19 protein-coding genes are annotated in these 22592 nt (G+C 39.0%); 2 read left to right on the top strand and 17 right to left on the bottom strand.

Features of this window, described 5'->3' with window-relative positions:
• Positions 1-9: 9 nt before the first annotated feature.
• The 14 genes from carB to ACQKTA_RS02895 form a co-directional block, all read right to left on the bottom strand.
• On the bottom strand, positions 10-3192 hold the full coding sequence (gene carB, locus ACQKTA_RS02960) for a carbamoyl-phosphate synthase large subunit (RefSeq protein WP_427814125.1): 3183 nt from the start codon (positions 3190-3192) through the stop codon (positions 10-12).
• Positions 3193-4272 (bottom strand): carbamoyl phosphate synthase small subunit, encoded by a 1080-nt coding sequence (locus ACQKTA_RS02955; protein ID WP_427814124.1) that lies wholly within the window; start codon positions 4270-4272, stop codon positions 3193-3195.
• Between the two features lie 4 nt (positions 4273-4276).
• Positions 4277-5557, bottom strand: coding sequence for a dihydroorotase (locus tag ACQKTA_RS02950; RefSeq protein ID WP_427814123.1), 1281 nt, complete (start codon positions 5555-5557; stop codon positions 4277-4279).
• Between the two features lie 13 nt (positions 5558-5570).
• Positions 5571-6497: an aspartate carbamoyltransferase catalytic subunit gene (locus ACQKTA_RS02945; RefSeq protein ID WP_427814122.1), complete on the bottom strand. Its 927-nt coding sequence runs from the start codon at positions 6495-6497 to the stop codon at positions 5571-5573.
• 32 nt (positions 6498-6529) lie between these two features.
• Positions 6530-7801, bottom strand: a complete 1272-nt coding sequence (locus tag ACQKTA_RS02940; protein ID WP_427814121.1) for a solute carrier family 23 protein — start codon at positions 7799-7801, stop codon at positions 6530-6532.
• 32 nt (positions 7802-7833) lie between these two features.
• On the bottom strand, positions 7834-8370 hold the full coding sequence (pyrR, locus tag ACQKTA_RS02935) for a bifunctional pyr operon transcriptional regulator/uracil phosphoribosyltransferase PyrR (protein WP_332580620.1): 537 nt from the start codon (positions 8368-8370) through the stop codon (positions 7834-7836).
• 217 nt (positions 8371-8587) lie between these two features.
• Positions 8588-9496, bottom strand: a complete 909-nt coding sequence (locus tag ACQKTA_RS02930; protein WP_332580619.1) for an RluA family pseudouridine synthase — start codon at positions 9494-9496, stop codon at positions 8588-8590.
• Complete coding sequence (lspA, locus tag ACQKTA_RS02925; protein WP_407855775.1) at positions 9489-9950, bottom strand: signal peptidase II; 462 nt, start codon at positions 9948-9950, stop codon at positions 9489-9491. The genes ACQKTA_RS02930 and lspA overlap by 8 nt, the downstream gene beginning before the upstream one ends.
• A gap of 2 nt (positions 9951-9952) precedes the next feature.
• On the bottom strand, positions 9953-10654 hold the full coding sequence (locus tag ACQKTA_RS02920) for a CBS domain-containing protein (protein WP_427814120.1): 702 nt from the start codon (positions 10652-10654) through the stop codon (positions 9953-9955).
• A 185-nt stretch (positions 10655-10839) separates the two neighbouring features.
• Complete coding sequence (locus ACQKTA_RS02915; RefSeq protein WP_427814119.1) at positions 10840-11988, bottom strand: acetylornithine transaminase; 1149 nt, start codon at positions 11986-11988, stop codon at positions 10840-10842.
• Positions 11985-12734: an acetylglutamate kinase gene (gene argB, locus ACQKTA_RS02910; protein ID WP_427814118.1), complete on the bottom strand. Its 750-nt coding sequence runs from the start codon at positions 12732-12734 to the stop codon at positions 11985-11987. Before argB ends, ACQKTA_RS02915 begins: the two co-directional genes overlap by 4 nt.
• A 16-nt stretch (positions 12735-12750) precedes the next feature.
• Complete coding sequence (gene argJ, locus ACQKTA_RS02905) at positions 12751-13944, bottom strand: bifunctional glutamate N-acetyltransferase/amino-acid acetyltransferase ArgJ (RefSeq protein WP_427814501.1); 1194 nt, start codon at positions 13942-13944, stop codon at positions 12751-12753.
• Between the two features lie 25 nt (positions 13945-13969).
• Positions 13970-15001: an N-acetyl-gamma-glutamyl-phosphate reductase gene (gene argC / locus ACQKTA_RS02900; RefSeq protein ID WP_427814117.1), complete on the bottom strand. Its 1032-nt coding sequence runs from the start codon at positions 14999-15001 to the stop codon at positions 13970-13972.
• A 198-nt stretch (positions 15002-15199) separates the two neighbouring features.
• Positions 15200-16873 (bottom strand): formate--tetrahydrofolate ligase, encoded by a 1674-nt coding sequence (locus tag ACQKTA_RS02895; protein WP_427814116.1) that lies wholly within the window; start codon positions 16871-16873, stop codon positions 15200-15202.
• A gap of 171 nt (positions 16874-17044) precedes the next feature.
• On the opposite strand from ACQKTA_RS02895, the gene ACQKTA_RS02890 reads away from it, so the two are divergent.
• Positions 17045-17245: a cold shock domain-containing protein gene (locus tag ACQKTA_RS02890; RefSeq protein WP_332580615.1), complete on the top strand. Its 201-nt coding sequence runs from the start codon at positions 17045-17047 to the stop codon at positions 17243-17245.
• Positions 17246-17254: 9 nt separating this feature from the next.
• Here ACQKTA_RS02890 and ACQKTA_RS02885 read toward each other — a convergent pair whose 3' ends face one another.
• Positions 17255-17689 carry an EbsA family protein gene (locus tag ACQKTA_RS02885; protein ID WP_427814115.1) on the bottom strand — a complete coding sequence of 145 codons (435 nt, stop codon included), beginning with the start codon at positions 17687-17689 and terminating at the stop codon, positions 17255-17257.
• A 35-nt stretch (positions 17690-17724) separates the two neighbouring features.
• Here ACQKTA_RS02885 and ACQKTA_RS02880 point away from each other — a divergent pair, with 35 nt between their 5' ends.
• Positions 17725-18111 (top strand): ribonuclease HI family protein, encoded by a 387-nt coding sequence (locus ACQKTA_RS02880; protein ID WP_332580613.1) that lies wholly within the window; start codon positions 17725-17727, stop codon positions 18109-18111.
• Here the strand turns inward: ACQKTA_RS02880 and cls are convergent.
• Together cls and alaS are read right to left on the bottom strand one after the other, a co-directional pair.
• Entirely contained in the window at positions 18106-19566 is a 1461-nt protein-coding gene (cls, locus tag ACQKTA_RS02875) for a cardiolipin synthase (protein ID WP_427814114.1), read from the bottom strand. The genes ACQKTA_RS02880 and cls overlap by 6 nt on opposite strands.
• A 138-nt stretch (positions 19567-19704) precedes the next feature.
• On the bottom strand, positions 19705-22338 hold the full coding sequence (gene alaS / locus ACQKTA_RS02870) for an alanine--tRNA ligase (RefSeq protein WP_427814113.1): 2634 nt from the start codon (positions 22336-22338) through the stop codon (positions 19705-19707).
• Positions 22339-22592: the final 254 nt, after the last annotated feature.

The following is a 22592-nucleotide window of genomic DNA, read 5'->3' as shown; positions in this document are numbered from 1 at the left end:
CTGTTTGATTTAAATTTCTTGAATTGAAAATGCTCGTGATTCCATCACTTGTAAGATAGCGTCTGCTGTATCCAGCGATGTAAATAGTGGAACACCATGTTCCACCGCCTCCCGTCGGATAATAAAACCATCTTCTGAGGCATTTTGCCGATTTTTATCCATCGTATTGATCACAACTTGGGCCTCTCCACTGCGGATAAGATCAATTACGTTGTCCTCATCTGATTCAGAAATTTTGGCGATTCGTTTAGCATTCACTCCGTTAGTTGCTAAAAACTCGGCCGTCCCAGCAGTAGCAATCAGACTATAACCGACTTCTTTAAAACGTTTTGCTAATGCTAAAGCTTCTTCTTTGGTCTCGTCAGCGACAGTCAACAAGACGGCACCGAAGTCTGGAAGATGTAACCCAGCAGCGGCAAATGCTTTGTATAAAGCTTTCGCTAAATTTCGATCTGTTCCCATCACTTCCCCAGTTGATTTCATTTCTGGTCCTAAATAAGTATCGACTTTTTGTAATTTCGTAAAACTGAAGACCGGCGCTTTGACATGAACTAAATCACTTTCAGGATACAGCCCATCTTGATAACCTAGTTCTTTTAAACTTTGACCCAAGATAGCTTTTGTCGCGATTTGAGCCATCGGAATATTAGTGATTTTACTCAAGAAAGGAACTGTTCGACTCGCTCGCGGATTAACTTCAATTACGAAAACTTCATTATTATGAATGACGAATTGGATGTTCATCATACCGATACAGTTCATTCCTAATGCTAAGCGTCGAGTATAATCTTCGATTGTTGCTTTCAGCTCTTCAGAAAAAGTTTGCGGCGGATATACTGCCATTGAATCTCCTGAGTGGACTCCCGCACGTTCAATATGTTCCATGATTCCAGGAATTAACACTGTTTCGCCGTCACAGATGGCATCGACTTCACATTCTTTTCCGATCAAGTACCGATCGACTAAGACTGGGTGTTCTGGAGAAGCTTTGACAGCATGGGCCATATAATCTTCTAAGTCTGATTGATTTTCAACAATTTCCATCGCACGCCCGCCTAAAACATAACTTGGACGAACTAAGACTGGATAGCCGATTCTTTCAGCAATTTTGACTGCTTCTTTGGCACTCGTTGCAGTATCACCTGGTGGTTGAGGAATGTCTAAACTCTTTAATACTTGTTCAAATTGATCTCGATCTTCTGCTCGATCTAAATCTTCAATCGTCGTGCCTAAGATTTTGACTCCATTTTTTACTAATGGATCAGCCAAATTGATCGCTGTCTGCCCGCCAAATTGAACGATCACTCCAATCGGTTGTTCCAATTCTATGACATTCATGACATCCTCAAGCGTTAACGGTTCGAAGTATAATTTGTCAGATACTGAAAAGTCAGTAGAGACTGTTTCCGGATTGCTGTTCATGATGATTGCTTCATAACCAGCTGCTTGGATCGCTTTGACCGAGTGGACTGTCGCATAATCGAATTCGACTCCTTGACCGATTCGGATTGGCCCGGATCCCAAGACAAGCACCGATTCTTTTTCACTACGAATACTTTCATTTTCAAATTCGTAGGTACTATAGAAGTACGGTGTTTGTGATTCAAATTCAGCAGCACACGTATCGACCATTTTGTATACTGGAAGAATGTGATTTTGCTTTCTAAATTCTCGAATCTCGTCAATCGTTTGATTCCATAATTGAGCGATTTTGATATCGGAAAAGCCATTCTGTTTAGCTTGTTTCAGTAACTCACTATCATTGATACTTTTTGCTAGCGCTGTTTCTAATTCAACGATGTGTAATAATTTATCTAAGAAAAACAGGTCAACTTTTGTCAATTCGTTGATTTCTTCAATTGAATATCCGCGTCGGATTGCTTCCGTTAGATAGAACAATCGATCATCTTGAGCTTTAACCATTTTTTCCGTTAACGCATCATCGGTTACCTCAGCTAATTCTGGAAGTTCCGCATGATAGGTCCCGATTTCTAATGACCGAACAGCTTTCAATAGTGATTCTTCAATGTTGCGGCCAATCGCCATTACTTCCCCGGTTGCTTTCATTTGTGTTCCTAGTACCCGTTCACCACTTTCAAATTTATCAAACGGCCAACGTGGAATTTTAGCGACTACATAATCTAGGGCTGGTTCAAATTCGGCATAGGTTGTTTCAGTAACAGGATTTTTCATTTCATCTAATGTTAGTCCAACCGCGATTTTTGCTGCTAGTTTAGCGATTGGATAACCTGTCGCTTTACTTGCTAGTGCAGACGAACGGGATACTCGTGGATTTACCTCGATCACATAATAATTGAAGCTGTGCGGATCTAAGGCAAGCTGGACATTACAACCGCCTTCGATTTTTAGTGCTCGAATAATAGATAAGGATGCATCTCTAAGCATTTGGTATTCGTAATCCGATAATGTTTGACTTGGTGCAAATACGATTGAATCACCTGTGTGCACTCCGACTGGATCAAAATTTTCCATGTTGCAGACAACGATAGCATTGTCTGCAGAGTCGCGCATCACTTCATATTCAATTTCTTTAAAACCGGCGATTGATCGTTCGATCAAACATTGAGTGGCAGGTGAAAGTTTCAGCCCATTCTCTGCAATCGTGCGTAAGTCTTCTTCATTGTCGCACATACCACCACCGGTTCCGCCTAATGTGAAAGCTGGTCTTACAATAATTGGATAACCGATTTTATTCGCAAATTCCACTGCTGCTTCTACCGTCGTTACGATTTCTGATTCTGGGATTGGCTGATGAAGTTCCTCCATTAATTGTTTGAATAGATCACGATCTTCTGCTTGGTCGATCGCGGATAATTTTGTTCCGAGCAATTCAATGTTCAATTCAGTTAGAATGCCTGAATCGGCTAATTCCATCGCCATATTCAAACCAGTCTGTCCGCCTAAAGTTGGTAAAATCGCATCCGGTAATTCTTTACGTAAGATCCTTGAAACAAACTCTAAGGTGATTGGTTCGATATAAACCGTGTCGGCGATTTCTTGATCCGTCATAATCGTTGCAGGATTCGAATTAACTAAAACAACTTCATAACCTTCTTCTTTTAACGCTAAGCAAGCTTGTGTGCCGGCGTAATCAAACTCAGCTGCTTGTCCGATCACGATCGGTCCTGATCCGATAACTAGGATTTTCTTTATATCTGTACGTTTTGGCATTTATGCTTGCTCCTTCCACGCATCCATCATTTCCATAAAATCATCAAACAAATGAACCCCATCATGAGGCCCCGGTGCAGCATCAGGATGATACTGTACACTAAAAGCCGGGAAATCTCGATGGCGTACGCCTTCGATCGTTCCATCATTGACTTCAACATGTGTAATCATCAGTTTTTGAGGATCAATTGTTTTTTCATCTACTGCAAAACCATGGTTTTGAGAAGTAAAATCGATTTTTCCTGTCGCGATTTCTCTTACCGGATGATTCAATCCACGATGTCCGAATTTCATTTTATAAGTGTCTGCACCATTCGCTAGGGCGAACAATTGATGGCCTAAACAAATACCAAAGATCGGTACTTTTCCTTGAATTTTTTTGATCATCTCAATGGCTTCAGGCACATCTTTAGGATCGCCGGGTCCATTCGTCAACATCACTCCATCTGGACAAAGATCTAAAATTGTTTGTGCATCAGTGTTATAAGGCATGACCGTCAAGTTGCATTCCCGACGAGAGAGTTCGCGTAAAATACTATGTTTTAATCCGAAATCGATCACGACCACATTTCTTCCCACACCAGGGCTCGGATAAGGTGTAACAGTCGAAACTTGCGCAACTTGATTTGTCGGCAGAACAGTTGCTTTTAACTGGTCAAAAGAATGTTCAAGTTGATCTGCAGGGTCTACGATACTGCCCTTCATCGTGCCAGCATTTCGTAATTTTTTAGTCAAGGCACGGGTGTCGATTTCGGCGATTCCAGGAATTCCTTTACGTTTTAAAAATTCATCTAAAGTCATTTGATTACGCCAATTACTTGCTAGGCGTGCATGTTCTTTGACGATCACTCCTTTACATGTTGGAGCAATCGATTCGTAATCATCTCGATTGATTCCGTAATTTCCAACCATCGGATAAGTAAATGTAATGATTTGTCCATTAAAACTTTGATCCGTGATTGTTTCTTGATAGCCGGTCATACTAGTAGTGAAAACAACTTCTCCCACTACACTCGTTTCCGCACCAAATCCTTCACCTTCAAATATTGTTCCATCTTCTAAAATCAAAAGTCTTTTCAAGCTCTTAGTCCTCCTTGTTATAAACCAATTGACCATCCACGAAAGTCATCAGTGTCTCACCTTTGACTGACCAGCCCGTGAAAGGGGTATTCACACCTAACGAAGAAAATTTTTTATCGTCGATTTTTATTTCATTTTCTAAATCAAATATTGTAATATCGGCCGGTTGCCCAATCATCAATGTTCCAGCTTTGATTCCGAATATTTCTGCTGGTTTGACAGCCATCCAATCAATTACTTGTTCTAATGTGAATACTCCTGTTTCAACAAAGTGGGTATAAATCAATTGGAAGGCCGTCTCACTTCCGACGATCCCAAAGGGTGATTTTAGAAAACTTTGATTTTTTTCCTCAAACCCGTGAGGTGCATGGTCAGTTGCGATACAGTCGATCGTGCCGTCTAGTAACCCGGCGATCAACGCTTGGCGATCTTCACTGGCTCTCAAAGGAGGATTCATTTTCCAGTAGCCATGATCTTCTGTGATATTTTCATCGATCAAAATCAAATGATGAGGTGAGACTTCAGCAGTGACATGAACTCCGGCTTGTTTTGCTTCACGAATCACCCGAACACTTTCTTTAGTCGAAACGTGACACACGTGATAATGTACACCCGTTTCTTCAGCCAAAATCAAATCTCTAGCGATTTGTGACGATTCGGTTGCGCTTAAAATCCCAGGAAGATGCAACTTCTCACTGATTTCACCTTTATGCATGACGCCACCGAATAACAGCGATTCATCTTCTGTGTGAGCGACCAAGGCCATATTGTTCTCGGCAGCCTCTTTCATAGCCAGATACATGGTTCCTGCACTTTGAACACCCACACCGTCATTCGTAAACGCAAAAGCTCCGGCTGCTTTTAAACTCTTTTGATCAGTTAAACTTTCACTTCTAAGTTCTTCTGTAATAGGCGCATATTGAAGAACTTTGACTACAGCTTCACGATCGATAATTGCTTTTACCTGCTCGAATTTTTCAACTGTATCAGGTACTGGGTTTAGATTTGGCATCGCACAAACTGTTGTGTAGCCACCGCGTGCCGCAGCTTTCGTTCCATCTTTGATGGTCTCTTTATAAGTAAAACCTGGTTCCCGTAAATGAACATGAACATCAACTAAGCCTGGTGTGATTAATTGATTTTTTGCATCGTATTCTTGATCGAATAATATCGTTGAAAAATCTTTTCCGATGCCGGCAATGATCCCATCTTCTAACCAAAGATCACAAGTCGTTGTCTGATTATTTTTCGTTACGATTTTTCCATTTTTAATCAATGTTTTCATTTTATCTGCCCCTTTACGATTTCCCTCTTAATATTGCTTCCAAAATGGCCATGCGAATATAAACACCATTCGTCATTTGCGAGACGATCCTTGATTGCAGACTTTCAACTAAACTGTCTGCGATCTCGACATCGCGATTGACGGGTGCTGGGTGCATGATGATTGCTTGCGGTTTTAATTGCTTTCCACGCTCAATCGTCAAACCATATTTATTGTGGTACTCGGTTTTTGAAAAACTTTCTTGCCCATCATGACGCTCATGTTGTACTCGTAGAAGCATCATGACATCTACTTCGGGAACTAAGTCGTCTAATGTGCGATAAGTCCCGTAAACATCAAAGCTCTTATCGTACCATTCTTCTGGACCTGAAAAATATACTTGTGCACCAAGGCGTTTCAACATTTGCATGTTTGACTTAGCGACACGTGAGTGTGTGATATCACCGACGATTGCCACCTTCAGTCCGTTGAAGCGACCAAACTCTTGATAAATAGTCATTAGATCTAGTAGACATTGAGTCGGATGTTGGCCACTTCCATCGCCGCCGTTGACGATCGAACACTGGATGGTTTTACTTTGGATCAATTCTTCATAATAATGCTCATCGCCGTGTCGAATCACTGCGACATCTACCCCTAATGCAGACATCGTTAAGACAGTGTCATAAAGTGTTTCGCCTTTTTGTACAGAGCTGGTTTTGGCATCAAAATCAATCACATCTAGTCCAAGTCTTTTTTCTGCAACTTCAAAACTTTTATGGGTTCGAGTACTGTTTTCAAAGAAAAGATTTGAAACAAAATATTGATCTTTATGTGGAGTCCAACGAGCACCATTTTTAAATTGCTGGCCTCGTCGAATCAACCCCATCACCTCTTGGTCATTTAGAGCTTCAACTGTTAGTAAATGTTTCAGACTAATTTCCTCAGACTGGATGATCATGAAATTTCCTCCTATTCATAGTTAGCTGTGTTTTATTTTTCGCTTCGTGCTTGTTCTGGTAAAACCAAGTTTAAGATGATTCCTAGTACTGTTGCTAAAGCCATTGATGATAAAGTGAATGTACCTGCTTCAAAAACCAAACCGCCGATGCCGATTACTAAGATTGTAGAAGCAATCAATAAATTCTTTTTGCGGTCAAAGTCTATTTTGTTTTCAATCAAGATTTTAAGTCCGCTCGCTGCGATTACTCCGAATAAGACAAAGCTGATTCCTGAGATGACTGGCCCTGGGATACTTAAAATCAACGCACTTAGTTTTCCGACAAATCCTAAACAAACTGCCAATACTGCGGCCCCTCCGATGACGAACACACTATGGACTTTAGTGATAGCAAGGACACCGATATTTTCTCCGTAACTTGTTACCGGAGGTCCTCCAACAAAACCAGCGACGATTTGTGCTAGTCCGTCTCCCATTAATGTGCGATCCAAACCTGGATCGTCGAAAAAGTTACGTTTCGTTAATTTGTTTAAAACCATCAAGTGACCGATATGTTCTGTCATCGTTACAAAGGCGATAGGTGCCATTGTTGTGATTGCACTAATATAAAGTTTTGGTTGATAGTTGATAAAAGGCACACTGAACGCCGGCATCGCTAACCATTTCGCTTCTATAATTGGTTGATAATCAATAATTCCAAAAAGCATCGCGGTAATATATCCGCTGACGATTCCTAATAAGATCGGGATCAAGCCCATGAAGCCGGTTAAAAACATATTGAAGAAAATCGTTAATGCTAATGTGATCAAAGCGACCAACACATATTTAAAGCTATATTCGCCATTGTTGTACATCGCATTTTGAGCAGCATTTCCAGCTAAACCTAATCCAATGACCATTACTACTGGACCAACTACGATCGGCGGTAAAATTTTGTCTAACCAGCCCGATCCGATTTTGCGGATCACGAAGGATACGATCAAGTAAACTAGTCCGCAAGTTACTGCCCCTTGAGCAACTGCTGGATAACCATCTGATTTCATCAATAACTTCATTGCTGCGATAAAGGCGAAGCTGCTTCCTAAGTATGCGGGGATTTTTCCTTTAGTTACAGTTAAGTAAACCAACGTTCCTAGTCCTGAACTGACTAAGGCGATACTAGGATTGATCCCAACTAAGATCGGTACTAAAACCGTTGCACCAAACATTGTAAATAAATGTTGGATACTTAAACCTACCCAGTGTCCTGCGCTTGGACGATCGTGGATATCTAAAACAACGTCATCATTATGAAATTTTTCCATTCAACTTCCTCTTTCCAATTACTAAACAATTTTTAGTCTTCTTTTTGAATCAAGATGCGGTCTTGTCCGTCATTTTCTTCCACTTCAACAATGATTTCTTCTGTCAAAGCTGTCGGAATATTTTTCCCGACATAATCAGCACGAATCGGTAATTCTCGATGTCCTCGATCGACTAAGACTGCTAGAGAGATTCGATTAGGTCTTCCTAAGTCAATGACTGCATCAAGTGCTGCACGAATTGTTCTGCCGGTGAACAAAACATCATCAACTAAGATCACTTCTTTTCCTTCGATTGAAAATGGAATATCTGATGAATGTAATTCAGGCTCATCTTCTTCTGCTTTTTTATCATCACGATACAAAGTAATATCTAATTCTCCAACAGGAACTTCAATGTGTTCTAGTTGTTTTAATCGTTCCGCGATTCTTTGAGCAATAAAAATTCCACGTGTTTTGATTCCAATCAATACGATATCTTGAACCCCTTTATTGCGTTCGATAATTTCATAAGTAATCCGAGTCAACGCTCGTTTCATCGTTACTTCATCTACAACTTCTTTTTTATACATCCTGTTTCCTCCTTGTTTTTGGCAATAAAAAAACTCCTACCCGTAGTTAGGTAGGAGGAATGTTATCGACTTCGTCAAATGAATAGTGTTCACCTAGGCGCACCTAGTCCAAACATCTATCGGGTTCCTTCTTAGCCTCACGGGACTACTCTTAAAGGATCATATTCAGTTATTTATTTCTTGCTTACAGACACTATACTATTCTCAAAAACAGAAATCAATCTTTTTCTTGTAAAGTTGCCAAAGTTTTTTCGAAAATTTCTGGCAATGGGGCTTCAAAAACCATTGAATCGCCTGTTGTTGGATGTTCAAACCCTAATAATTTGGCATGTAGGAATTGTCCATTTCCTTTTAGCGTTTTTTTAGGACCGTATAAAGGATCTCCTGCTACTGGATAACCGATGTATTGCATATGAACACGGATTTGATGTGTGCGTCCAGTTTCCAGTTGCAATTCAATTAAAGTAAAACCTTCAAATCGTTTCAACACTTCGAAATGAGTGACTGCGGGTTTCCCACCTTCAATAACTGCCTGCATTTTACGATTGACTTTTGAACGTCCGATTGGGGCCTCGATACGACCTTTTTCGTGAGGAATCTCTCCGTGGACTAATGCGACATATTTACGTAAAGATGTTTTATCTTTTAATTGTTGCGCCAACGATTCGTGTGCATGATCATTTTTGGCGACCATCAATAATCCTGAAGTATCTTTATCGATTCGATGAACGATTCCTGGACGTACGACATCGTTGATTGTTGATAGATTTTTGACTTGATATAATAAGCCATTGACCAATGTACCATTAGGATGTCCAGCTGATGGGTGAACCACCATTCCTTGAGGCTTGTTTACTACTACCACATCATCATCTTCATAAACGATGGCTAGGTTTAAATTTTCAGGGACTAGATCTAATTCTTCTGGTTCTGGAATCTCGATAACGATTTTGTCTCCAGCACTAACTTTATAATTTGCTTTGATTACTTTATGATCGATCGATACATGCTGTTCTTTAATCCATTGTTGGATCTGCGAACGTGAAAAATCTGCCAAACGTTCGTTCAATACTTTATCGATTCGACCTTTTTCGTCTTTAATAATTACTTCAATTTGATTATCCATTTTTTTTGTCTCTCTCATCTAATAAAATATAAATAAAAATCATGATTACTCCTACAACCAATGACATGTCCGCGATATTGAAAATTGGAAAGTTAATAAAATCCAATCGGAACATATCCACCACATATCCTAAACGAAAACGATCAATAAAATTTCCAATCGCTCCTGCTAAGAAAAAGCTTAAACCTAATGTCAGCCACTTGCTGCCATTCAAGTGTTTGACTAAATAATACATTACCGCAACGACCGCTACAACCGTAATTAAAATGAAAAAGACTTGTTGCCCTTCAAATAGACTAAACGCGCCTCCTGTATTACGAATATGTGTCAATGATAACACATTTGGAATGATCGTTTGACTTTCACCAAAACTATATTGATTAACGATCCACCATTTGAACCATTGATCAAGGGCGATGATTCCCGCACTTAATAACAAGTAAATAATTAACAACCTTATTGCTCCCCTTCTTGACTATAAATATCTCGCGGACGAATGATCCCTAAAAGATTTCCGTCAGAATTTCCGTGTTCAGTGATTAAGATTGCTTCCAAAATACCCTCGGTCCGAAACATTTTTTCGACTTCAGAAACGTTGGTATCGGCTGAGACAAATTTAAAATTGACCCGCTTGCCATTTGCTGAAATCAAATCTTTGGCAACACGACCTTTTAGGCTAACTGAGCCGGACAAACTTTCCTGGGCAAAATAAAAACCAATCGTTCGCAATGTGATCAAACCTATAAATTTTCCTGAATCATAGACTGGAAATTGCGAAAATCGTTTTTCACTGATGATTTTCATGATTTCAACTAAAGGCAGATCCTGCTCGAAGCCAGTCACATTTTTTCCGAAACGCGGCAAAACTTTTTCAGGCCGCAATAAATTATTTTCGATTTTCTCAATTTGGCGAACCGCCCATTCATTAGGTTCAGCGATCACAAAATCTTCTGAAATTTGATCATGGACAATTGCATTACGTAATTGAGCCAATTGTAATAGATCATTTTCATTCTCACCGATTAAATTGTCTTTGCGTTTTGATAAACGTCGAACGGCTTCGCTGAAGCTCATATTGATTGGATTTCCTAATTGGCGCTTAAGTTCTTTTTCAATTCGATTGAATGCTCCTAAAAATGTATCTGCACGTTCTCCCATCTTAGCACTCCTTTGTCTTAAAGATACGATGATCGCTCTTTTTGAAGCTGGTAATTCCACGCTATTCCTTGTTGTAAATCGGAAAAATAACTAACCAGTCCGATAGCTTCAGTATAAGTGAAAAAAAGACCAATGGAAAGCCTGAAACATCAAAAAAAGACGATGGACAAATGATCCAACGTCTTTTACTTAAGGATTAAAATAGATTCTTTGATTTTTTTTGCGCCCTCCGCCAATGTTTGTTGATCAATAATCAATGGCGGCAATAATCGTAAGACTGTTGCCCCAGCCTTCAGCGCTAAAATATTGTTGGTTTTCAAATTATTCAATACCTGCTTCAAACTATCAGCAGAATCTAATTCTATCCCGATCATCAAACCTTTTCCACGAACTGCTAACACTTTTTCAGATTTATCGATCAAAGAATTCAATTCGTTGATCAAATAGTCGCCTTTGCTTTTCACCGCAGCTAAAAAATCTTCTTGGTTGATTTCCTCTAGCACAGTAGCTGCAACACTCATCGCTAAATTATTTCCACCGAATGTTGTACCATGCGAACCTGGACCAAAAACCTCAGCTAATTTCTTTTTCCCTAGCATCGCGCCCACGGGGATTCCATTTGCTAAAGCTTTAGCGACCGTTACGATATCTGGATCAATGGCATAACTTTCGAAAGCGAATAAATCTCCTGTTCTTCCGATTCCTGTCTGGATCTCATCAATAATCAATAAACTGCCATTTGCTCGACAATGATGCTCCACACTCTTTAGCCATTCTTTCTCAGCTGGAATAATACCGCCTTCGCCCTGAACAACTTCTAAGATCACAGCAGCCACAGAAGCATCTAATTTTTCTTTTAGCGGTTCGATTTGATTATAAGGTAAATATTCGAATCCTTCCACGATAGGTAAAAAACCTTGCTGCAATTGAGGCTGTCCAGTCGCGCTCAATGCACCATAGGTTCGTCCATGAAATGATTGCTCAAAACTGATGATTTTTTCTCTGCCCGTTGCCTTTCTCGCCATTTTGATCGCCGCCTCATTCGCCTCCGCACCGCTGTTGCAAAAAAAAGTGACATAGTCTTTACCCGCAGCTAATTTTTTTGCTACATTCTCTTGCAACGAATTCGTATACAAATTTGAACTATGCCAAATTTTTGCTGCTTGCTGATTAAGAGCATTGACAACTTTAGGATGCTGATGTCCTAGATTATTGACCGCAATACCACTGACAAAATCTAGATATTGGTTTCCTTGCTGATCGTATACATAGCAGCCCTTGCCCGATACTAATTCAATCTCATCTCTAACATAATTGGGAAATAAGTGGCTCATGCGTAGACCTCCTCTTTTTTTATGATCGTACCGGAATTTTCAAGTTGATTTGTGATATGCACTTGTTTCACGCCATTTTCCAAAGCAGATAAAGCACTGTTCACTTTTGGAATCATCCCGCCTGTAATCATAGCTGATCGAGAAATTCTATTTAACTCGTTCGTAGTCACTTCTTTGAGCCAGTTTCCTTTTGACTTGATTCCTGGCACATCAGTCAATAAATATAAATGATCTGCTTGGAGTGTTTCCGCGATTTTACATGCTGTCTCATCCGCATTGACATTCAACCACTGCCCATCTTCAGTCAAACCTAACGGTGCGATGACTGGAATATATTTTTTCATCAACGTATCATCGATCACTTGCGGATTGATCTTGACGATTTTTCCAACATAGCCCCATTTTTTTTGGTCAATAAATTTTCCATGGATCAAATGGCCACAAGCTGCATTTAACCCTACAGCCGCAAAACCTGATTGTTGAAAAATTGTTGTAATCGTTGGCTGAACTTGACCAATCAAAACCATTTGCGTCACTTTTAACGTTTGGTCATTAGTTACTCGCAACCCTTCTTTGATTAAAACTGGCAGTTGCAATCGTTCCATCATGTCACTAATATAATGCCCGCCACCATGTACGATAATGACCTCATGATTTTTTGATTGCCAGCTTTTTATTTGTGCAAAAAAATTTTTAGTGAGATTCTCACTGGCTACCCCACCAATTTTGACCACAATTTTTCCCATTAGACTTCTCCCTTTCTTACGTATGATAAAGTGCATTGACCTCAACATATTTATAGGTCAAATCACAGCCCCAAGCTACCCCTTCAGCATTCCCTATATTCAAATCAACCGTAATATTTATTTTCTCTTGAGCCAATAGATCTTTCATCTGCACTTCATCAAATATAAGTGGTTGACTATGACTTAATAATTGGTGGTTTTCGATCCACAAATCGATTTTATTTGGGTCTGTGGTAGAACCGGCATAGCCAATAGCACAAATGATTCTGCCCCAGTTAGGATCTTCGCCAAATATCGCCGTTTTTACCAAACTCGAACCAACAATTTTTTTAGCAATCAATCGTGCTTCTGAAGCTGTTGCTGCATTCAAAACCTTCGCTTCAATTAATTTTGTTGCGCCTTCACCATCTTTAGCAATCATTTTAGCTAGTGTTTCACTAACAAATTCAAACATCTCAACAAATTTACGATAAGCAGTTGAATTTTTTTCAATCAGTGGATTTTCTGCAAGTCCGTTTGCTAAGACAAGAACCATATCATTTGTTGATGTATCCCCATCAACCGTAATTTGGTTAAAGGTCGTTTCGGTTTTAGATGCCAAAATTTCTTGTAGCAATCCGCTTTGGATATGCGCGTCCGTCGTGATGAATGCTAACATCGTGGCCATATTAGGATGAATCATTCCCGATCCTTTTGCTACCCCTGCCATCGTCACAACTTGTCCATTGATCTCCGCAGTCACTACGATCTCTTTAGTTGTCGTATCAGTTGTTAAGATTGCTTGATGGAAATCACTCGGTACTGAATTTTCTAAATCGATTTGTTTGATTCCCGTTAATACTTTTTCAATCGGCAATATTTTTCCGATCACACCGGTAGAGGCTACTGCCACATCTTTTTCAGCAATCTGCATTTTTTTTGCAACAGCTCTCTGCATCGCCTGAGCATGTTCCAAACCTTTTTCACCAGTACAGGCATTTGCGTACGCCGAGTTGACGACGACAGCTTGTATTTGGCCATCTGCCACGGCTTCTTTAGTAATCGTTAATGGTGCTGCTTGTATTTGATTTGTTGTATAAACTGCTGCGGCTTGTGCGGGCACTTCAGAATAAATCATGCCTAAATCTTTTTTTACTTTTTTTAGACCGGCATGTAGGCCTGCAGCATTAAATCCTTTTGGACTTGCGATCGTTCCTTCAATTATTTCCATCACTCTAATCCCTCATCTCTTTATCTCAAATATACATTGGGCACATTTTTAAGCCGAGTTCTTCAGGCCAGCCAGCTAATTTATTTAAATTTTGGATTGCTTGGCCCGCAGCACCTTTAACTAAATTATCTAACACAGTTACAACGGTGATTATTTTAGTAGCTGGATTGTAAGCAACACCAATATCACAAAAGTTTGATCCAATTACTTGCTTTAGACTGGGATAACTTCCCGGATCTTGGACTCGTACAAAATAATTATCCTGATAAAAAGTTCGAAAGAGTTTTTCAACTTCCCCATTTTCAAAAAGTTGTTTACTTTTAACATACGTCGTAATAAAAATGCCTCTAGTCACTGGAATCAAAGAGGTCGAAAACTGGATTGCTGAAATTTCTTGATTCCACTCTTTTAATTGTTGGATAACTTCAGGAATATGTTGGTGACTATTCATCTTGTAGAGACTCATATTTTCATTAACGGCTACAAAATGACTGGTTTCTGTTAAATTTTTCCCAGCACCAGACAATCCCGATTTACCGTCTACAATAATCGAATTCACGTCGATGTTAGTTGTTTGGACTAGCGGCGCTAATGAAAGTAACGTCCCTGTAGCGTAACATCCTGGATTTGCAATGAATTTTTTTGCATATTCTGATTTAATATCTGCCAATCCATAATCAAACTTTTCCAAATAATTTTCTTGAACACTTGAATTTTTATACCATTTTTCATATTGGACTGGTTCTTTCAAACGAAAATCTCCTGACAGATCGATCATTGGAAATTCAGCCGCGATAAAATCTGATGCTATTGTTTTAGAAACCCCAGAAGGTGTCGCTAAAAAGACAAGTTCTGCATTTTTCATGATTTGCTTGGTGTCAATTGTTTTAATCGGCAAATCAATCAATTTTTTTAGTTGAGGCAGAACCTCATTGACTGTTTTTCCGGACTGTGAATGACTATGGAGAGAAATAATTTCGACTTCAGGGTGTTTTAATAAAAGACAAACCAGTTCCATTCCGCCATATCCCGTAACTCCAATAATAGAAACTTTCAAATTAGTCCCTCCTTAAAATTGAATAATAATACAATTACAAACTTGTTGTTGCAGATGATTATACGTCTACAAAATATACAAGTCAATGGTTTTTTATTAAATAAATAGGTTTGAAAATAATTAAATATTCAATAATAAAGATTTGTATGCAAAAAAAGAGGAACCTCTGATAGAGAGATTCCTCTGAAAAAAATTTTTTTAAAATAAACCGATCGCATTACCTTGTTCGTCAACATCCATTTTTAAGGCAGCTGGTTTTTTTGGTAATCCTGGCATCGTCATTACATCGCCCGTCAAAGCCACGATAAATCCGGCCCCCAATTTAGGAACAAGTTCGCGAATCGTCACATCAAAATCACTTGGAGCACCTAACTTACTTGGGTCATCCGATAATGAATATTGCGATTTTGCCATGCAGACCGGCAAACGATCCCAACCATATTTTTTGAAGGTCGCTAATTGTTGTTGCGCTTTTTTGGTATAGATTACATCGTTTCCGCCATAAATTTCTTGAACGATGGTTTCGATTTTTTCAGTTAAGTCATCATCTTCATGTGTAAAGATCGAATGATACTTGCTTTCTTCAGTATCAATCGTTTCCACCACTGTTTGAGCTAATTCGATTCCACCGTCTGGACCTTTTTCCCAAACACTTGCTAACTCAACTTTAACATTTTCTTTTTCGCATAATTCTTTTAGTAGCGTAATTTCTTTTTCAGTATCACTAATAAATTCATTGATTGCTACTACTACTGGGACACCATATTTACGCATATTACTGATATGTTTGGCTAAATTACTAAAACCAGCAGTTAATGCAGCTGTATTTTCAGCGCTCAATTCTGTTTTCGGTACGCCGCCATGCATTTTCAAGGCACGAATGGTTGCTACGATCACGATTGCATCTGGAGCTTTTCCTAGATTTGGGACTTTGATATCTAAAAATTTCTCAGCACCTAGATCCGCACCGAATCCAGCTTCTGTCACTACATAATCACCGCTGTGCAGCGCTGCTCGAGTCGCTAAAATACTATTACAGCCATGAGCGATATTAGCAAATGGTCCTCCGTGAACAAAGGCAGGTGTTTGGTAAATCGTTTGAACTAAATTAGGTTTGATGGCATCTTTTAATACTAAAGCTAACGCGCCCTCAACTCGTAAATCACCTACTGTAACTGGTTCACGATCAAATGTATAAGCGACAACGATATTTGATAACCGTCGTTTTAAGTCTTTGATTCCATTCGCTAAACATAAAATCGCCATGATTTCACTTGCTACTGTAATATCAAAACCGTCTTCTCTTGGTACACCATTGATCGGACCTCCTAAGCCAACTGTAATAAAACGTAATTCACGATCATTTAAATCAACTGCTCGTTTCCAAATCACTCGACGAGCATCAATGTTCAATTCATTTCCTTGGTGGATATGGTTGTCTAATAAAGCAGATAGCGCATTGTTTGCAGTTGTGATGGCATGCATATCGCCTGTAAAGTGAAGATTGATATCTTCCATTGGCAATACTTGAGCATAACCGCCTCCTGCAGCGCCACCTTTGATTCCCATAACAGGACCTAAAGATGGTTCACGTAATGCAATCACTGCTTTTTTTCCAATTTTGTTTAGTGCATCGCCTAAACCAACTGTAACGGTAGATTTACCCTCGCCGGCCGGAGTGGGATTGATTGAAGTTACAAGAATCAATTTTCCTTCTGGATTTTCTTTCATTCGATCCAATGCAGCAAATTCAATCTTTGCTTTGTATTTGCCATGTAATTCCAGATCATCAAAAGTTAAATCAATTTTCTCAGCGACCTCCGTAATAGGTGCTAATTTCGTTGCTTGAGATATTTCAATATCAGTTTTCATAAAAACTCCCTTTCCCGAACATTACTCAGAAAAATATACTTTTTTATTCGTTCACTTTATTATAACGAATTGCTGAAAGAAAAACACTACTCAAGATTGCAAACTTATAGATTCGCATTTTTTGTTTTCATCACGTATAATAAAACCAGCAATTGCAAAGGAGTGTTTGTAATGAATAATGGCGTTGTCAAATGGTTTGATGAAAAAAAAGGTTATGGCTTTATCGGCTATGAAGAAACCCAAGAAGTTTTTGTTCACTTTACTGCTATTGAAGAAAATGGATTTAAAACTCTAGAGCCTGGTGACGAAGTTGAATTTGTAATTGTCGAAGGCGCACGCGGAATGCAAGCGGCGCATGTGAAAAAAAAATAAACGAAAGGATCAGTTGCGGCTGATCTTTTCGTTTATTTCTTTGACTTCGATTTCAGGAAAATAGTCGACAAACGTTTCGACAAAGGTATTCTTCGTTTTTTTCTTCATTGCAAAATGAAAGGTTGCCCCACTAAGGCCTTTTCTTTGAATCACGATTCCATCTTTACACACGATCAAGTAATCTATATGCTCATGAGAGATTGTTTCTAGTCTCCATATGCGCATATAACGAACTTTGACTCCTGATTTATCTAAGGTTAGATACCGATGGAAACCCATGATCAAGAAGACGACAAAGATTCCAATAAAGATATTCCCTTGTAAATAGGGATGAGTCTTCTCAAGCGTTAAAATCAAACCATAAAATAGAATGATGAATGTTAATGACCAGTAAATAATACTAATGGATAGTTCGGGTTGCCAAAAATAACGCTTTTTTTTCATTTACCTGCTCCTACTCTAATTAAAGGATGATACATATGCTAAAAGTTTATACGGATGCTGCAACCAATACGCAAAGAAGCGGCGGCGGCATCTTGATTATTTCAGACAAACAAAAACAGCTCTCTCTTCCCTTACCAGAAGACAATAATCATCAAGCAGAATTGGCTGTAATCATTTATGCCTTACATTACTTGATTGACCATCGTTTAAATGAGCAGTCTGTTTTGTTGTATTCAGATAGTAAAACTGCAATAAAAATTTTAGACCAAGGACAAACAAAAAACAAGCAATTTTTGCCATATTTATCAGAGTTTAATGAATTATCTCCACATTTTCCTCTGCTAGTACTGCAATGGATCCCTGAGGCAAAAAATAAAGGGGCGGACAATCTTGCCCGCCAAGGTTTACGTAAAAAATTATAAAACTGGTGATAATAAACGTGAGAACTGTTGCTTGAAAGTCAGCCATCTTGATTGGTCCGCAATTATTTGATCTGTTAACAGGATACAGTCTTGCATATCGTCTTCAAATATTTTTTTGAACAGTTGAGCGATTTCAGGATCATAAATAAAGCTACTGACTTCAAAATTCAATTCGTAGCTGCGGATATCTTGGTTGGTTGAACCAAAAGTCGCAAGTTCATCATCTACGACCATTGTTTTCGAATGAATAAATCCATCGGCATAATGATAAATCTTCACTCCACGTTGATGTAAGTAGTTTGCATAATACTGAGTCGCCCGATAGATGAATGGATGATCCGGCATGTTCGGAATCATGATTCGAACATCGATCCCTGATCGAACAGCGATCAAAATCGCAGAAATCATTGTTTCATCAGGAACTAAGTAGGGCGTTTGAATCCAAACGCTTTTTTCTGCTGACATAATCAAGCGAACAAAACCGTCTTTAATTACTTGAGTTCCTGTATCAGGACCGTCAGCTACGATTTGCATCCCAACACCTTTAGTGATCTCTTTTTCTGGCAAAACAAAATACTCTGGTAAGTAACTCATCCGTTGCGATTTGTCTTTTACCGAAGCGTTCCAGTCACGGATAAAAATTTCTTGCAACGTAAAACTCGCTGTTCCTTCAATTCGACCATGTGTATCGCGCCAATTACCAAAGCGCTTAGACTCTCCTAAGTATTGATCGCCAACATTGAACCCGCCAGTCCAACCAATTTGTCCATCAACAACAACTATTTTACGATGCAAATGATAATTTAAACGTGTTTTTGCTAAAATATTTCTCGAAGTGATAAAGGCAGTAACCTTCCCGCCGTTCCTAATCAATGTTTCAAAAAACTTCTTATCTGTTTTTGGTGCACCCCAAGGATCATAGATCATTCGAACTTCTACACCTTCAGCTGCCTTTTCCTCTAAGATTCGCATAAAACGATTCCCAATCTTATCATCAAAAAAAGCATAATATTCTACATGAATCGTACTTTTTGCTGCTCGCAAATCAACGAACAATCGTTCAAATTTATCTGTCCCATTCAAAAAGAACGCTACTTCATTTCGAATCGATAAAGGCGATTCATCAAGATTTTTAAAGAATTTTACTAATGCATTTGCTGCTGGATAAAGTTGATCCGGTGCATTGTAATCGACATGACGATTGTCATGCTGGATGATCTCATTGATTTCTTTTACCCGTTTCTCATCCTCTTGTTCAAAGCGATACATCGTTTCGCCATCGATTCCTCGGCCACAAAAAGCGTAAATTAAAAAGCCTAAGACTGGTAAAAAGATCAAGGTTAATAGCCAGGCCCAGATCGTGGTGATATTTCTTGGTTTACGAAATACAGTTACAATCGCACTGATTGCATTGATAACAAAGATTAGCCAAATAATTTGCTCAACAATTCCCAAATGAATTCCTCTTTTCAAAATGATTTCACTTAGAATTATACAGAATCTCTCTATGCTTTGAAAGAAACATGCTATGACAAATGTGAAGTTTTTCATACGAAAAAAAAGCAGTCGCACAATGCGACTACTTTTTAATTTTTATGCTAACCAGTTAGTTACTTCTGCTAATGCGTCTGCTAATCCAGCTGGATTTTTACCTCCGGCTTGCGCCATATCTGGACGGCCACCACCGCCACCGCCTACTTTAGGTGCGATTGCTTTGATCAAATCGCCAGCTTTCAGTCCTTTTTGATTTGCTTCAGGACTCATCGCAGCTAATAGATTTACTTTTTCACCTTGAACAGTTCCTAATACAAGAACGTCAGATAACGATTTTTGTTTCCATTGATCTGCTAATTGACGAAGTTGGTTCATATCTTTAACATTGACTTGAGCAGTAATCACAGTCGTTCCATTGATTTCTTTCACGTCTTTGAAGACATCGCCAGCTTGTTGATTTGCTAATTTCGTTGCTAATTGTTCATTTTCTTTTTGTAATTCACGTAATTGTTGTTGCAATTGTTCTGTTTTGCTTACCACTTCTTTGATTTGAGGTGATTTCACGATTTGAGCTACTTGAACTAATTGCTCTTCTTCTTCACGGAATGCTTCATACGCTTCTTTTCCCGTCAAAGCTTCAATCCGGCGTACGCCCGCTCCGATACCTGATTCAGAAACGATTTTGAATAAACCAATGTCTTCAGTATTGGCTACATGAGTTCCCCCACAAAGTTCGATTGACCAATCACCAATATTTACGACCCGAACATCGTGACCGTATTTTTCACCAAAGAGTGCCATAGCCCCCATATTTTTAGCAGTATCGATATCTGTTTCAATCGTTACAACTGGAATAGCTTCCCAAATTTTTTGGTTGACGATTTTTTCCATTTCCTTCAACTCATCTGCCGTAACTTGGCCAAAGTGAGTGAAGTCAAAACGTAAATGTTTATCGGTCACTAATGAACCGGCTTGGTTTGCATGGTCACCTAAAATTTCTTTTAAAGCTTTATGCAAGACATGGGTCGCTGTATGGTTTTTGATGACTTTATTCCGGAATGCGGCATTCACTTGTAAGAAGTATTTTTCGCCTTCATTTAAAGCTGAAAGAACTTCAACCGTATGCATCGCTTGACCATTTGGTGCTTTTTGAACATCTGTGACGTTCGCAATGATTTTACCAGCTTGGTCGACGATGATCCCTTTATCGGCAATTTGCCCACCCATTTCAGCATAAAACGGTGTTTCAGCGAAAATCAGACGTGCTTCACCTTCATTGACAACAGAAACCAATTCATCGTTTTGTAAGACCACTAATAATTCACTTTCGCTTTCTAAATGATCATAACCAACGAACTTGCTTTCAACTTTGATGTCTCCCAGTAATGCTGTTTGGACACCCATTGATTTTTCTGTTGAGCGTGCTGCGCGTGCTCGTTCTTTTTGTGCTTGCATCTCTACTTCGAAACCTTGATGGTCGACTTTAAGTCCTTCATCTTCTGCGACTTCTTCAGTTAATTCAACTGGGAAGCCAAATGTATCATATAATTTGAAGATGACTTTACCATCTAAAGTTGTTTCATTTTTTGTTTTCAATTCTGCTAACACATTGTTCAACATTGTTAGACCATCATTGATTGTTTCGTGGAAACGTTCTTCTTCCGTACGAACGACCTTCTCAATAAAAGCTTCTTGTTGATTGACTTCTGGGTAATAGCTCACCATGATGTTACCTACTACAGGAACTAATTTATACAAAAATGCTTGATCGATACCCAGTTTTTTACCATGCATAACTGCACGACGTAGTAAACGACGTAAAACATAACCGCGTCCTTCATTTGAAGGAAGAGCGCCATCTCCGATTGCGAAAGCTAATGAACGAATGTGGTCAGCAATAACTTTAAATGAAACATCTAGTTGTTTGTCCACACCATATTTTTTACCACTTAATTCCTCTACTTTACCAATGATTGGTAAAAATAAATCTGTTTCGAAGTTGGTTGGTGCATCTTGAATGATCGAAACCATTCGTTCTAAGCCCATCCCCGTATCAATGTTTTGATGCGGCAATGGTTCATACGTATCTTGTGGTGTATGGTTGAATTCTGAGAATACTAGATTCCAAATTTCCAAGTAACGTTCGTTTTCGCCACCAGGGTAATTTTCAGGATCATCTTCAGCTAAATCATTGAATGATTCGCCACGATCATAGAAAATTTCTGAATCCGGACCACTTGGGCCAGCACCTAAATCCCAGAAGTTGTCTTCGATCTCTACGACGTGATCCGCAGGGATTCCAACTTCTTCAAGCCAAATACGTTTTGCTTCTTTATCTTCTGGATAGACAGTCACATATAATTTATCAGGATCAAATCCGATCCATTCTGGAGAAGTCAAAAATTCCCAAGCCCATTCGATTGCTTCAACTTTGAAATAATCACCAATCGAAAAATTCCCTAACATTTCAAACATTGTATGGTGGCGAGCAGTCTTCCCGACGTTTTCGATGTCATTTGTCCGAATTGATTTTTGAGCGTTCGCAATCCGTGGATTTTCTGGTACGACACTTCCATCAAAATATTTTTTCATTGTAGCAACACCTGAATTGATCCATAGTAAAGTTGGATCGTTGACAGGAACCAATGATGCACTAGGTTCGATCATGTGTTGTTTTGATTTAAAGAAATCTAAGAACATTTGGCGCACTTCAGCGCTTGATAATTTTTTCATGTATTCTCCTCTTTTCAAAAAAATAAAAACTACCACTGCAGTCAAGGACGAAAATTCGCGGTACCACCTTGATTGCAATGATAGTTTGATCATTACCTCTTCATCTCGTTAACGCTGAGCAGCGTTGATTTTTCAATCAAAGTTTTTCGGGAGCAATCTATCTTTCGCAACGTACAGCTTTCAGCAATCGTGTACTTTCTGTGGGAGCGTTAAAAAATAAACCATATCCTTTTTAGAGTATAGAAAAAACTAGG

Source organism: Enterococcus sp. 22-H-5-01 (assembly GCF_050310005.1).
In the GTDB taxonomy this organism is placed as follows: Bacteria; Bacillota; Bacilli; order Lactobacillales; family Enterococcaceae; genus Enterococcus_A; species Enterococcus_A hailinensis.
The sequence above is the reverse complement of the archived record's forward strand: the minus strand, read 5'-3'. Positions and strand labels throughout refer to the sequence as shown.

Bases quoted from the DNA above. Each gene is read 5' to 3' on its own strand.
- carB (WP_427814125.1), bottom strand. From the start codon at position 3,192: ATGCCAAAACGTACAGATATAAAGAAAATCCTAGTTATCGGATCAGGA.
- ACQKTA_RS02950 (WP_427814123.1), bottom strand. From the start codon at position 5,557: ATGAAAACATTGATTAAAAATGGAAAAATCGTAACGAAAAATAATCAG.
- ACQKTA_RS02945 (WP_427814122.1), bottom strand. From the start codon at position 6,497: ATGATCATCCAGTCTGAGGAAATTAGTCTGAAACATTTACTAACAGTT.
- ACQKTA_RS02940 (WP_427814121.1), bottom strand. From the start codon at position 7,801: ATGGAAAAATTTCATAATGATGACGTTGTTTTAGATATCCACGATCGT.
- pyrR (WP_332580620.1), bottom strand. From the start codon at position 8,370: ATGTATAAAAAAGAAGTTGTAGATGAAGTAACGATGAAACGAGCGTTG.
- ACQKTA_RS02930 (WP_332580619.1), bottom strand. From the start codon at position 9,496: ATGGATAATCAAATTGAAGTAATTATTAAAGACGAAAAAGGTCGAATC.
- ACQKTA_RS02920 (WP_427814120.1), bottom strand. From the start codon at position 10,654: ATGGGAGAACGTGCAGATACATTTTTAGGAGCATTCAATCGAATTGAA.
- ACQKTA_RS02915 (WP_427814119.1), bottom strand. From the start codon at position 11,988: ATGAGCCACTTATTTCCCAATTATGTTAGAGATGAGATTGAATTAGTA.
- argB (WP_427814118.1), bottom strand. From the start codon at position 12,734: ATGGGAAAAATTGTGGTCAAAATTGGTGGGGTAGCCAGTGAGAATCTC.
- argJ (WP_427814501.1), bottom strand. From the start codon at position 13,944: ATGGAAATAATTGAAGGAACGATCGCAAGTCCAAAAGGATTTAATGCT.
- ACQKTA_RS02895 (WP_427814116.1), bottom strand. From the start codon at position 16,873: ATGAAAACTGATATTGAAATATCTCAAGCAACGAAATTAGCACCTATT.
- ACQKTA_RS02890 (WP_332580615.1), top strand. From the start codon at position 17,045: ATGAATAATGGCGTTGTCAAATGGTTTGATGAAAAAAAAGGTTATGGC.
- ACQKTA_RS02885 (WP_427814115.1), bottom strand. From the start codon at position 17,689: ATGAAAAAAAAGCGTTATTTTTGGCAACCCGAACTATCCATTAGTATT.
- ACQKTA_RS02880 (WP_332580613.1), top strand. From the start codon at position 17,725: ATGCTAAAAGTTTATACGGATGCTGCAACCAATACGCAAAGAAGCGGC.
- alaS (WP_427814113.1), bottom strand. From the start codon at position 22,338: ATGAAAAAATTATCAAGCGCTGAAGTGCGCCAAATGTTCTTAGATTTC.